Origin of the sequence: Lachnoclostridium sp. An118, from assembly GCF_002160985.1 — a bacterium.
Taxonomy (GTDB): domain Bacteria; phylum Bacillota; class Clostridia; order Lachnospirales; family Lachnospiraceae; genus Claveliimonas; species Claveliimonas stercoravium.
On the sequence record NZ_NFLQ01000037.1, the window covers coordinates 1 to 12,055 of the forward strand.

General features: G+C 51.7%; 13 protein-coding genes. 9 read left to right on the forward strand and 4 right to left on the reverse strand.

Annotated features, from left to right (window positions below; translation table 11 throughout):
• The first annotated feature begins 128 nt into the window (after positions 1-128).
• Positions 129-1,226: an FAD:protein FMN transferase gene (locus B5E62_RS16435; protein ID WP_242958025.1), complete on the forward strand. Its 1,098-nt coding sequence runs from the start codon at positions 129-131 to the stop codon at positions 1,224-1,226.
• A 52-nt stretch (positions 1,227-1,278) separates the two neighbouring features.
• Here the strand turns inward: B5E62_RS16435 and B5E62_RS16440 are convergent, their stop codons facing one another.
• Both B5E62_RS16440 and B5E62_RS16445 read right to left on the reverse strand, forming a co-directional pair.
• The gene (locus B5E62_RS16440; RefSeq protein WP_087175587.1) at positions 1,279-1,818 is read right to left on the reverse strand and encodes a flavodoxin family protein; all 540 of its coding nucleotides are present in this window, start codon (positions 1,816-1,818) and stop codon (positions 1,279-1,281) included.
• Positions 1,815-2,366, reverse strand: coding sequence for a MarR family winged helix-turn-helix transcriptional regulator (locus B5E62_RS16445; protein ID WP_087175588.1), 552 nt, complete (start codon positions 2,364-2,366; stop codon positions 1,815-1,817). The genes B5E62_RS16440 and B5E62_RS16445 overlap by 4 nt, the downstream gene beginning before the upstream one ends.
• Positions 2,367-2,581: 215 nt before the next feature.
• On the opposite strand from B5E62_RS16445, the gene B5E62_RS16450 reads away from it, so the two are divergent.
• From B5E62_RS16450 to dcm, 8 genes are all read left to right on the forward strand, one after another.
• Positions 2,582-3,430: an aldo/keto reductase gene (locus B5E62_RS16450; RefSeq protein WP_087175589.1), complete on the forward strand. Its 849-nt coding sequence runs from the start codon at positions 2,582-2,584 to the stop codon at positions 3,428-3,430.
• The gene (locus tag B5E62_RS16455) at positions 3,430-4,332 is read left to right on the forward strand and encodes an alpha/beta hydrolase (RefSeq protein ID WP_242958027.1); all 903 of its coding nucleotides are present in this window, start codon (positions 3,430-3,432) and stop codon (positions 4,330-4,332) included. Before B5E62_RS16450 ends, B5E62_RS16455 begins: the two co-directional genes overlap by 1 nt.
• A gap of 54 nt (positions 4,333-4,386) precedes the next feature.
• Positions 4,387-4,758 (forward strand): GntR family transcriptional regulator, encoded by a 372-nt coding sequence (locus tag B5E62_RS16460; RefSeq protein ID WP_087175590.1) that lies wholly within the window; start codon positions 4,387-4,389, stop codon positions 4,756-4,758.
• 3 nt (positions 4,759-4,761) lie between these two features.
• The gene (locus B5E62_RS16465) at positions 4,762-5,613 is read left to right on the forward strand and encodes an ABC transporter ATP-binding protein (protein WP_087175591.1); all 852 of its coding nucleotides are present in this window, start codon (positions 4,762-4,764) and stop codon (positions 5,611-5,613) included.
• Complete coding sequence (locus B5E62_RS16470) at positions 5,610-6,278, forward strand: ABC-2 transporter permease (RefSeq protein ID WP_087175592.1); 669 nt, start codon at positions 5,610-5,612, stop codon at positions 6,276-6,278. Before B5E62_RS16465 ends, B5E62_RS16470 begins: the two co-directional genes overlap by 4 nt.
• A 45-nt stretch (positions 6,279-6,323) precedes the next feature.
• A complete protein-coding gene (locus tag B5E62_RS16475; protein ID WP_087175593.1) occupies positions 6,324-7,985 on the forward strand; it encodes a MutS-related protein in 1,662 nt (553 codons plus the stop codon).
• 350 nt (positions 7,986-8,335) lie between these two features.
• Positions 8,336-8,821 carry a very short patch repair endonuclease gene (locus B5E62_RS16480; RefSeq protein ID WP_275532600.1) on the forward strand — a complete coding sequence of 162 codons (486 nt, stop codon included), beginning with the start codon at positions 8,336-8,338 and terminating at the stop codon, positions 8,819-8,821.
• 118 nt (positions 8,822-8,939) lie between these two features.
• On the forward strand, positions 8,940-10,346 hold the full coding sequence (gene dcm / locus B5E62_RS16485; protein WP_087175594.1) for a DNA (cytosine-5-)-methyltransferase: 1,407 nt from the start codon (positions 8,940-8,942) through the stop codon (positions 10,344-10,346).
• A 219-nt stretch (positions 10,347-10,565) separates the two neighbouring features.
• Here the strand turns inward: dcm and B5E62_RS17005 are convergent, their stop codons facing one another.
• Both B5E62_RS17005 and B5E62_RS16490 read right to left on the reverse strand, forming a co-directional pair.
• Positions 10,566-10,733 (reverse strand): hypothetical protein, encoded by a 168-nt coding sequence (locus tag B5E62_RS17005; protein ID WP_162610342.1) that lies wholly within the window; start codon positions 10,731-10,733, stop codon positions 10,566-10,568.
• A gap of 13 nt (positions 10,734-10,746) precedes the next feature.
• Complete coding sequence (locus B5E62_RS16490) at positions 10,747-11,961, reverse strand: IS256 family transposase (RefSeq protein WP_087175595.1); 1,215 nt, start codon at positions 11,959-11,961, stop codon at positions 10,747-10,749.
• Between the last annotated feature and the right edge of the window lie 94 nt (positions 11,962-12,055).

Consider the following 12,055-nt stretch of genomic DNA (forward strand, 5'->3'; position numbering starts at 1 on the left):
CGCCATGATTGCGCAGATTTTGGAGAAAATGCGCTGATCACGCAGAAATAGAAAAACTGGTACTTCATTCACAGAGCATTTTCCTGTATACTGGAGAAGGACGAAAAATCACAGACAGGAGAACAAAGATGAAGTATAAAAGCAGATGGAGCGGCCTGACCGTCCTGGCGTGCGCAGCAGTTTTCATAGGAAGCACGGCGGCCCTGGGCGGATGCTCCGGACAGGCTTCCTCCTTCGGGACAGGGAGCCAGAGCGGGGGAGACCCCGCCCAGGTGGAATTTTTTGCCATGGACACCTACATGACCCTCACAGCCTACGGCGACGGGGCGGAGGCGGCCCTGGAGAAGGCCCAGGCCCAGGTGGAGAAGCTGGAGAGCGAGTGGTCCGTGACAGACGAGAACAGCGAGATCTACCAGCTTGACCACAGCGGGGGAAATCCGGTGACCCTAAGTGAAGACACGGCGGATATCGTGAGCTTTGCCCTGGAGATGGCCAGGGAGACGGACGGGGACCTGGACCCCACCATCTACCCGGTGCTGGAGGCCTGGGGCTTTACCACGGATGAGAACCGGATACCCTCCCAGGAGGAGCTGGACGCCCTCCTTGCCAATGTGGGATATGAGAGAGTGCAGATGGACGGCACCACAGTCCAGCTTCCCGCCGGCATGGAGTTTGACCTGGGTGCTGTGGGAAAAGGATACGCGGGAGACATCCTGGCCCGGCTCCTCAAGGACGAAGGCGTCACCTCGGCCCTTCTCGACCTGGGGGGCAACATCCAGGCTGTGGGCGAGAGGCCCGGCGGGGGCGACTGGCGGCTGGGGATCCGCAGTCCCTTTGACGGGGGCGAGGGAGTCCTGGGCATGCTCCTTGCCTCTGACTGCGCGGTCGTCACCTCCGGCAACTACGAGCGGTATTTTGTGGGGGAGGATGGAAAGGAATACGGACACATCATTGACCCGGACACAGGCTATCCTGTGGACAATGGGCTTGCCTCCGTCACCATCATCACAGAGGAGGGGAAAAGAGGGGACGCCCTCTCCACATCCATGTTCGTAAAAGGGCTGGATGAGGCTTCCCGGTACTGGCGGGACCACCAGGATTTTGAGATGCTCCTTGTCACCCAGGACGGCCAGATATACCTGACGGAAGGGATTGAAGACCAGTTTACACTGAGCAGTGATTTCGGAAATATGGAGACCCATGTGATAAAGAGGGATGAGCAGTAGGCTCATCCCTCTTTTGTAGATCCCGCCATGTAAATCCCGTCAGATGCTCCCCTCAGGGCGTGGCCAGGTATTCATATACCGGCTCCAGATATTTCTTGTCGATCCAGCTGCAGGAGCGGCCGGAGGCCTCAAGAAGGGCCGTCTCCCATGGCTCGCAGGAGGCCGGGTCCTTTTTGGCCACCGCTTTTTGCAACATCCGGCAGAGAGTCCTGTCCTTAAAGCTCATGGCGGACTCATCCCAGGCGCCCCGGCCGTAGAAGAGCACCACGTTCCCGGGCAGTCCTTTTAAGTTCCGCTCCCTGAGCTGCTCCACAGCCTTCTCGTCCCAGGGGGAGGCCCCCACGGCGAAGAGGACCACCTTCTTACCTGCAAGCGCTGCGCTGTTCTTTCTCATCCAGGAGACGCCGGAGAGCCCTCCGGCGTAGATGCCGCCGCACAGGATGATGCAGTCAGCTTTCATGATATCCCCGCTGGCAGCGCTCCTGACATCCTTCACATCCCGGGCGCCCCGGCCCAGCTCCTCCGCCGCCATGTGGGCATACTGCCTGGCTGCTCCGTATCTGGAGCTGTAAAGTATGATCGTCTCACTCATAGTCTCTCCTCCTGCTTTCTCTGCTCATTTTGTTCTCTTTGTTCACACTGCCCCGGCTGCCGTTCCGACTGCTGCTTTGGCTGCTCCAGTCTGTCTATCCCGCAGTACAGTTTCATGAGGAGCCGGAAAAGCTGCTCCATCTCTTCGTCTGAGTAGACAGAAAAAAGGTCCCCCAGCTTTTTGGTGTGAAGCTGTGCTGCCTGCCGGAAGTAGGCTGCCAGCTCCTCTGTGGGACTGATGACGCAGGCCCGCCCGTCAAGGGGATTCCTGGAGATGGTGACCAGCCCCTTCTTCTCCAGGGAGGCGGCCAGCTTTTTGATGTTCTGGCGGGAGCAGCCGAGAAGCTCACCTAACTGGGTGAAGGTCATGTCCTCCCCGGACTGGCGCAGCATGGTCAGCAGCATGAACTGCTTCAGGGTGACCTGGCCGTCCGCCCTGTCAAAGCTGGTCTGGAGCCGGTTCCCCGCGATGAAGAGGGTGCTGAAGATGGCCCGCCCCTGCCCGTCTCTCGTGTGCCTGAATTTTTCGATCAGATCCGCTATCTGCATAGTCCATCCGCTCCCTGATAAGATTAATAAATGGAATTAATGAGTAACTAGTTACCTATATAGTATGATAAAACAGCGGGATAGTCAACTGGAAACTAGATGTCTGCCAACCGTAGAGTATATACTGCTTAACAAAATGGAACTTCTTCCGGCCCGCAGAGAGGTCTATACTAAAGCTGTAAGATAAAAGAGCAGGATCGCAAGGAGGGATCACAATGGAATATGCAACATTAAATAGTGGAGTAAAAATGCCTATGGCAGGAATAGGGACCTTCCTTCTGACGCCGGACGAGGCGGAGAATTCCGTTGCCCACGCCCTGAAAGACGGTTACCGCCTGATCGATACAGCAAACGCCTATGTAAATGAAAAGGCAGTGGGACGCGCCATCAGAAAATCCGGCGTTGACCGCAGTGAGATTTTCCTGGAGACAAAGCTGTGGCCCTCTTTCTACGAGCAGGAGGATGCAGTGGACAAGACGCTTGAGAGACTGGATACAGATTACATCGATCTGCTCCTGATCCATCAGCCCGCAGGAAACTATGTGGCCGGCTACCGACTGATGGAAAAGGCATATAAAGAAGGCAAGGTGAAGGCAATCGGACTTTCCAACTTCAATAAAGAGCAGATCCAGGAGATCCTTGACATATGCGAGGTGAAACCGGCAGTCCTCCAGACGGAGGTACACCCCTATGACCAGGAGAAGGAGCTGAAGGAATTCCTCGCCAAAGCTGACATCGTCATCCAGGCGTGGTATCCTCTGGGACACGGGGACGCGGCGCTCCTGCAGGAGCCAGTGTTTGCAAAGCTGGGAGAAAAATACAAAAAGAGTCCGGCACAGATCATCCTGCGCTGGCATATCCAGGACGGAAACATCGTGATACCCGGTTCCAAAAATCCGGACCATATCCGCGACAACTTTGACCTGTTCGACTTTGCCCTGACGGAGGAGGAGATGGCAGAGATCAGCGCTCTGGACCAGAATAAGAGGTATTACACAACGGGGATACAGGGACGACGGACGGTGAAAGCGACTATACTCTGGAGACAAAGGTCGTGGACGTGATGAACGATCCGGTGTTTGGAGACTACGGAAGGCTCATTTTCCCGGTGGATAAGTCGATCAGTGACGACCTGGAGCTTCAGGATGTGGGAGACATCCTGACATGGTACAACAATGTGGACCCGGAGCGCACGGTGGAAATAGCGAATTATCTGAGGGACCAGGCCGCCTCCGGCGATCAGATCTTCTACGACATCTACACAGACGAGGAGAAGGCGGAAGACCCGGACAAGGAAAACGCAGGCCTCTTTTTCTTCCGGGGAGAGCCGGGAGCGAAGACGGCCATCGTCAATGCGGGCGGTGGATTTGCGTATGTGGCTGCCATGCACGACAGCTTTCCCCAGGCCCTGGAGCTGTCCAAAAAGGGCTACAACGCCTTTGCCCTCATTTACCGGCCCGGCGCGGACACAGCCTGCGAAGACCTGGCAAGGGCAATCGCCTTTCTCCATGAACACGCGCAGGAGCTGGATATCGACATGGCGGACTACTCCCTGTGGGGCGGCTCGGCAGGCGCCCGGATGGCGGCATGGCTCGGGTCCTATGGCACGGAGGCCTTCGGGGAAAACGAGTACCCGGCACCGGCGGCTGTGGTCATGCAGTACACCGGACTGTCCGATGTGACAGGGGACGAGCCTCCCACCTACGCCTGCGTGGGGACCAGCGACGGGATTGCCTCCTACCGCTCGATGGAGGATTACATCAGCCGGATACAGGACAACGGGACCAATGCGGAGATTGAAGTGTTCGACGGACTGCGGCACGGCTTCGGCCTGGGAGAGGGGACCGTGGCGGAGGGCTGGATCGACCGCGCCGTCAGCTTCTGGGAGCAGAATAGAACTGTGGCCTGTCCGTTTTTTGATGCGGTAGCTTCGGAAGCAACTAAAAATGAGTATAACACAATATAACAGTTGACAACAGTAATATACTGTTATATACTGTTTAACAGAAGGAGGATGAATATGCAGATCATCATCAACCATTCATCCATGGTCCCGATCTACGAGCAGATCATCGAGCAGGTGAAGGCTCTCATCCTGAAGGGTGAACTGAAGGAGAACGACCCGCTTCCTTCTGTGCGGTCGCTGTCAAAGGAGCTGAAGATCAGTGCTCTGACTGTTAAAAAAGCGTATGACAACCTGGAGCAGGAGGGATTCACGGTTACCGTGCATGGGAAAGGTACCTATATCGCAGCCTCCAACACGGAACTGATGAAGGAAGAGAAGCGAAGGGAAGTGGAAGCCGATCTTGAACTGGCCATTCAGAAAGGCAGAAGATACGGGATGCAGGATGAAGAGATAAGAGAATTATTTTCACTCATTTTGGAGGAATAGGCTATGTTAAAGTTAGAAAATGTCAGGAAAAACTATGACCGCTTCACCCTGGAGTGCTCCCTGGAGGTGCAGCCCGGCTGTATCACCGGCCTCGTGGGCCAGAACGGCGCAGGCAAGAGTACGACCTTTAAGGCGATCCTGGGGCTCATCCACACGGACGGCGGCCGGATCACCCTGCTGGGGAAGGATACGAAAGCTCTGACCACGGCGGACAAGGAGAGGGTGGGCGTGGTGCTTTCCAATTCCGGTGTCAGCGAGTATCTGACGGTCCGGGACACGGCGGCCATGCTCGATGGATTTTACCGCTCCTTTGACCGGGCGGATTTTCTGGAGAAGTGCCGCGGGTACCAGCTCCCTGTGGACAGGAAGATCAAAGAATTTTCCACCGGCATGAAGGCGAAATTAAAGCTTCTTATCGCCATCAGCCACGGGGCGGATTTTCTCCTGCTGGATGAGCCAACGGCAGGGCTTGACGTGGTGGCAAGGGACAGCCTCCTTGGCATCCTGCGGGAGTACATGGAGGAGGACGAGAACAGGGCCATCCTGATAAGCTCCCATATTTCCACAGACCTGGAGGGGGTATGCGACGACCTCTACATGATCCATGAAGGGCGCATCATCCTCCACGAAGAGACGGATGTGCTGCTCGGAAGCTACGGTCTTTTGAAGCTGGACCCGGAGCAGTACGCCTCTGTGGACCAGCAGTATTTCCTGCGGGTGAAAAAGGAGCCCTACGGCTACAGTGCCCTCACGGACCAGAAGCAGTTTTATATAGAGAACTATCCGAAGGTCGTGATAGAAAACAGCGGCATCGATGATATGATCACAATGATGATAAGAGGTGAACGAGTATGAAAGGGCTATTGATCAAGGATTTCAGACTGCTGAAAAATCAGAAGAACTTCTTTATATTGGTGTTTGTCATGGCGGTATTTCTCACGATAACAGGCGGCGATGAGTCATCGCCTGCCACCTTTGTGCTCCCCTATGTGGGCTTTGTGTGCTCCTTTTTTGTGTTGAGCACTATCAGCTACGATGAATACGACAATGGCAACGCCTTCCTCTTTACACTGCCCTTTGACAGGAAGATCTATGCGCTGGAGAAATATATCTTCGGCATCGTGACAGGCGGAGCGGGCCTTCTCCTCATCCTGGCCTTTATCCTTATATACACAGACGGGATGGCAGGAGCTGAGCAGACGGGAGAGACCCTGTTCACCGCCGGAGTGAGCGCGGCCCTTCTGTTCTTTTTCCTGGCTGTCATGATCCCCTTCCAGCTCAAATTCGGGCCGGAGAAAGGGCGTATCGCCATGTTCATCGTCCTGCTGGGGACTATGGCCCTCGTCTTTGGCATCGTAAAGCTGGCAGGTCTGGATGATTCAGCACTGCGGGAGGCTGCCAGAGTTATGGGACGCATGGGACTGTCAGGCGTGGCCGCAGTGTGTATAGCCGCAGCGGCGGCTGTGATGGTGATCTCCATGTTCATCAGCGCTAGGATACTGGAGAAGAAAGAGTTTTAGGAGCAAAGCTTTTGAAGATAAACGAGTTTTGAAAAAGGAGCGGTCATGACAGGAATCATCGCTGTGGCGGGCCTGGTCATTTTTACAGTCCTGGTCTCCGCCTGGAATCACCGTGAGGGGAGAAAATGGAAGCGGGCAAGGGTCCTCTCCTCCTTCGGACAGAAGCCGGAGGAGGGGGAGCGCCCCTCTGAGCAGACCAGGATACTCTGGGAGAAGACAAAGACAGAAAACGGACTGGACGACATCACCTGGAGCGATCTGGACCTGGACGACGTCTTTGTCAGGGTCAACACCTGCTGCTCCTGGGTGGGGGAGCAGGTCTTCTACAAGAGCATGAGGGATATGGACGCAGAGCCTGACAGGCTGGCGGCCCTGGAGGAGGATATCACCTGGCTGGACCAGAACGAAAAGGAGCGGCAGGAGCTGCAGCTTCGCCTGTTCGACCTGGGCAAAAAGGAAAACAGCTGCTACGTGCCTGAGCTCATCACCGAACCGGAGATTTTTGAGCTGGAGCATCCCTGGGTCTACCGGGTGCTGCAGGCCCTCCTCATCGCCAGCCTCCTGGGCGGCCTTGGGGCCGCCATTTTCTTCAGGAATATGGAGATGCTGTCGCCCTTCCTGTTCCTTTTCCTCGTCAACATGTGCGTGTACGCGCTGAAAAAGAACAGCTATGAAATTAATCTGGAAATCATCAGCGCGGTCCAGGCTCTCACCTCACTTGCAGGAAATCTTGCAGAGAGCGACAAGATCTGCGGCGGACATTTCCGGGAAAAATTCCGGGGAACAAAGGAGGCGGCCGCAAAGCTGAACAAGACGCTCCGGGTTCTCCGGAAAAGGCAGCAGAGCCAGTACAGCACAGACCTGTCAGAGCTGGTCAGGGTGTATGTGAAGGGCGCCTTCCTGGTGGATTTTGTCCATTACAACAGGGCCATGAAGGAGATCAGCGCCCACCGGGAGGAGGTCCTTCGCATCCTTCTTATCACAGGAGAGCTGGACGTGGCAGTGTGCGCTGCCTCCCTGCGCAGGAGCCTCCCCCTCTTCTGCGTGCCGGAGTATTCCGGCCGCAGGGAGCTGGAGCTTAAGGACCTCTACAATCCCCTCATCGACGAGCCAGTGTACAATGACCTGTCCCTGAAGACCGGGTGCATCATCACCGGCTCCAACGCCTCGGGAAAATCCACTTTTATAAAGGCGGCGGCCATCAGTGTGGTGCTGGCTGCCTCCGTCCATACCTGCGCCGCCTCCAGGGCCCGCCTGTATCCCTTTGACGTGTACACCTCCATCGCCATACGGGACGACCTGCTGGCGGGGGAGAGCTATTTTATCAAGGAGATTAGGTCCATGGAGCGGATCATCCGGAAGGTGGATGAGGGCCGGCCTGTGCTGGCTGTCATAGATGAGATCCTGCGGGGGACCAACACAAAGGAGCGTATCGCCGCCTCCACGGCTGTCCTTCAGTATCTTCGTGAGAAGGGCTGCCTTGTGATTGCCGCCACCCACGACCTGGAGATTGCGGAAAATCTGGTCAGCGGGCCGGCAGGGTACGAGGGCTTCTATTTCTGCGAGGAGGCTTACGAGCAGGGCCTCGCCTTTGACTATAAGATCCATTCCGGCATCTGCCGCCAGACCAACGCGGTGCGCCTGCTGGAGGTGTTCGGGTTCCCGGAGGAGATCACCCGGGAGGCGAGGAGGAGCCTGGAGGAGTAGGAGCTGCTGTCAGCGCCCCGGGAGGGCGCGTTGTCAGGGAGAGAAGGATCAGAAAGCGCAGGGACGGCGGGGAAAGGTAGGAAGTGTACGGCCAGAAAAAGGAGAGCAGGGCAGAGTTTTTCGACACCAGGTCCGGGGTGCGGGCCTGGTGTTTTGGCTGGAGATATGAATATTGAATCTGCTGTTTGCGTTATGATATAATCCTAAAATAAGGTATGTATTGCGCAAAAATGCACTTGATCCATCCAACATCGAGGAATGGTTAAGGTCTATTGACAGTGAAGATACAAAGAAAAGATTATTGGCGTATTCTAAAAAGATGTTGACAGCAAAGAAGGGGACAAATTATAGTGAAGGATAAGCGCGCTCCGAAAGAGCCTCGTTTTTCAGGTGAGGTAACAGAAAAAAGCCATAACAATATGAGCAAGATCAGAGGGAAAAATACAAAAATAGAGATCGCGCTCAGGAAAGCTCTGTGGAATAAAGGCTATCGGTATCGTAAAAACTATAAAGCTTTGCCGGGAAGTCCGGATATTGCTCTTACCAGGTATAAGATCGCTATCTTTTGCGACAGTGAATTTTTCCATGGCAAAGATTGGGAAATCCTGAAACCCCGCCTGGAAAAAGGAAAAAATCCTGATTACTGGGTGAAAAAGATCAAGCGCAATATGCAGCGCGATATAGAGAAAGATCAGGTTTTGCAATATCTCGGATGGACAGTCATACATTTTTGGGGAAAGGATATACTTAAAGATCCTGATGAATGTATACGTGTGATCGAAGAAACCATTTTTGAACAAAAACTTAATGAAATGGAGACGGAGGAAGAAATATAGCATCGTTTAATGATCGATGAAAAAATCGGTCAGAGAGAAAAAGAAGCTTTACAAAATCTCCAGAATAAGATAATGTATATTATAACAGAACGATCGTTCGAATGATGAGGTGCTAAAAGTGGAAAAAACAGTTTGTGAGTTGTTTGCAGGTGTCGGAGGCTTTCGTTGCGGCCTGAACCACATAAAGACATTAGAAGATTTAAAAAAGCCGGAAGAGTGGGAAACAGTATGGTTTAATCAATGGGAGCCTGCGGAGAAGAAAACGCAATACGCCCATGATTGTTATGTACATCAATTTGGGACGAGGATGGACTTGTCAGGAAATGATACGACCAATGTGGATATCGAAGAAGTAAATAAGGAGACAATACCTGATTTTAACCTGTTGGTGGGGGGCTTTCCCTGTCAGGATTACTCAGTAGCTTCATCTTTGGCTACATCAAAGGGTCTGGAAGGGAAAAAGGGGGTACTCTGGTGGTCTATCAGAGATACCATAGAGGCAAAAGAGCCACCTTTTGTTTTGCTTGAAAATGTAGACAGGCTGCTCAAGTCGCCGGCTAAGCAGAGAGGCCGTGATTTTGGGATCATCTTAGCCTGTCTCAGGGATCAGGGCTATACCGCTGAATGGCGTGTGATCAATGCGGCGGATTATGGATATCAACAGCGGAGACGGAGGACTTTTATCTTCGCGTACAGAAATGACACAGATTATTCATCATCGGTCCAGGAGCGGGTGGATTACGCCAGAAAAGACAGCATAGAAAAAAGAAGGGTCAGCATGGGGAAAGTCCTTTTGGCAGAAGGCTTTTTCGCGAAAACTTTCCCGGTATATGAAGTGGCTGACGACAAGATAATGATAGAAGAATTGCCGGAAGGGATAGGGGAATTATCGGATAGATTTAGTTTTGGATTTGAAAACACAGGGATCATGAAAGACGGTGTGATATATACACTGAAGACAGCGCCTAAATATGATGGCCCTCAGATCACGCTGGGGGATATCATGGAGACCGGGGATGTGGATGAAAAGTATTTTATCCCGGAAGAGAGATTGTACTATACAGATCCATCGATCACAAGATCTGATGAGACAAGGGGAAAATTGCCAAAAGAGCAGAGAAAGACATGGCAATACTTAAAAGGTGGAAAAAAATTAGCCCGCAGATCCTCAAATGGACATGAATATATTTTTTCGGAAGGAGCTATCGAAATGCTGGATAGTTACGATAAACCAGCCAGGACTATGTTGACTTCGGAAGGAAGTTTCAGCCGGACAACACACATTGTCAGAGACAAAAAGACAGGGAGGATCCGTTTGCTGACAGCGGCTGAAACAGAAAGGATACAGGGATTTCCAACAGACCATACAAAGTATTGTCTGGTCAATGGAGAAGAAGTAGAGATGCCGGTCAATAAACGCAGATTTATGATGGGCAATGCCCTGGTGGTAAACCTGGTTGAAGATATGGGGGGAACGCTGGACAAGATATTTGATAACGAGGGAAAAGCGGATACTGATCATTAAATGACATAAAAAGTCGTGAGAGTTTTTTCTTTTAAAACTGCTCACGACTGTTTATGGTCAAAATGATAATTGTTCAAGGAGAGGGCATAAAATTTTCTGTGTCTATGGGAAAAATTCTTCTTTGATAAGAAACAGATATGTATAATTGTCTTGTCGGAACTTCTGCTTTTTGGCTGTCGAATTACTTATCTGTTTATAGTATTACCCATTTGACTCATGTTATACATGAATTTTAAGATTTTTTGCAGCACAAATAACGGCATCTGTAATCCCTTTTTCGTGGGCTCTGCCCACACCCGGCCTCAGGAATAAGCTGGGATTTTCTGGGAATACTATAAATGCCGAAGGAATAAGGGGAAGACAGGAGCGGAATAGTTTTTCATCCACTCCTGTTTTCCTTTTACAGGTATGCTGTCAGTCTCTCATCGTATAAAAGAATCAGTTGGTTCAACACTTGATCCCAGTTCCGATAACGCTGCGTCCACTTCTTTGTTACATTTCTGCTCGCAAGAAACAGCATCTTTTCAAGAGCGGTATCGCTTGGGAACACACTCTTTGTCTTTGTGACTTTCCTGTATTGACGGTTCAGCCCTTCTATGATGTTTGTGGTATACATAATTCTGCGGATATCTCCGGAAAACTGGAAGAAAGAACTCACATCTTCCCAGTTGTTTTCCCAGTTACTGATCGCATAGGGATATTTCTTTCCCCATTTCTCCTTGATCGTTTCCAATTCCGAAAGAGCTGCGGATTCATTGGGCGCGTTATAGACAGCCTTGAAGTCTGCGGAAAACTTCTTCAGATCGTTATAATTCACATATTTAAAAGAATTGCGCAGCATATGGATGACACAGCGCTGGATCTGTGCCTGTGGAAAAACGGCCTGAATTGCGTCTTTAAATCCGGGGAGACCGTCTACGCAGAAGAACAGGACATCCTGCACGCCACGGTTTTTCAGGTCGTTGAGCATTCCGAGCCAGAATTTACTGGTCTCATTCGCTCCTACGGTAATACTGAGAATATCCTTGTATCCTTCCACGGTAACTCCCAGTACAATATAAGCAGCGCGGCTGAGGATCCTGCCGTCTTCCCGGACTTTGTAATGGATACAGTCCATAAAAACAAAAGGATATACAGGGTTCAGTGGACGAGACTGCCACTCTTTCACTTCCGGAAGGATTTTGTCCGTGATTTTGCTGACCATTTCGGCGGAAAGTTCAATCCCATAAAGTTCCTGGAGCTGGTCATGAATATCCCTTGTACTCATTCCGCGGGCATAGAGAGAGATTACTTTCTCCTCAATCCCGGAAATATCCCGCTGATATTTAGGGATCAGCTTTGGTTCAAACTCACCATTGCGGTCACGGGGAACATCGATCTGGAATTCCCCGTACTGGCTTTTGAGTGTTTTGGGAGAGTGGCCATTCCTCTTATTATCGCTCTTGAGATCACCTTTACAATTTTTTTCATAGCCCAGAGTTGCATCCATCTCGGCTTCCAGAAGCTCCTGCAATATATCTTTGAAGCTGTCTTTGAGAAGGGAGTAAACATCAGCCACACTGGTAATGTTGTTTTCTGTAATAATCTGTCGGATTTGGTCTTTTGCTACTGCCATAAATAAACTCCTTTTCGATAAGAATTGTCATATCTGTAATTCTTACCAAAAAGGAGCCATTTTTTACCAAAGCCACAAAGTTTTTTACACTACC

Excerpts from the sequence above, each read along its gene's own strand:
- B5E62_RS16435 (WP_242958025.1), top strand. The coding sequence starts at position 129 with ATGAAGTATAAAAGCAGATGGAGCGGCCTGACCGTCCTGGCGTGCGCA.
- B5E62_RS16440 (WP_087175587.1), bottom strand. The coding sequence starts at position 1,818 with ATGAGTGAGACGATCATACTTTACAGCTCCAGATACGGAGCAGCCAGG.
- B5E62_RS16445 (WP_087175588.1), bottom strand. The coding sequence starts at position 2,366 with ATGCAGATAGCGGATCTGATCGAAAAATTCAGGCACACGAGAGACGGG.
- B5E62_RS16450 (WP_087175589.1), top strand. The coding sequence starts at position 2,582 with ATGGAATATGCAACATTAAATAGTGGAGTAAAAATGCCTATGGCAGGA.
- B5E62_RS16455 (WP_242958027.1), top strand. The coding sequence starts at position 3,430 with ATGAACGATCCGGTGTTTGGAGACTACGGAAGGCTCATTTTCCCGGTG.
- B5E62_RS16460 (WP_087175590.1), top strand. The coding sequence starts at position 4,387 with ATGCAGATCATCATCAACCATTCATCCATGGTCCCGATCTACGAGCAG.
- B5E62_RS16465 (WP_087175591.1), top strand. The coding sequence starts at position 4,762 with ATGTTAAAGTTAGAAAATGTCAGGAAAAACTATGACCGCTTCACCCTG.
- B5E62_RS16470 (WP_087175592.1), top strand. The coding sequence starts at position 5,610 with ATGAAAGGGCTATTGATCAAGGATTTCAGACTGCTGAAAAATCAGAAG.
- B5E62_RS16475 (WP_087175593.1), top strand. The coding sequence starts at position 6,324 with ATGACAGGAATCATCGCTGTGGCGGGCCTGGTCATTTTTACAGTCCTG.
- B5E62_RS16490 (WP_087175595.1), bottom strand. The coding sequence starts at position 11,961 with ATGGCAGTAGCAAAAGACCAAATCCGACAGATTATTACAGAAAACAAC.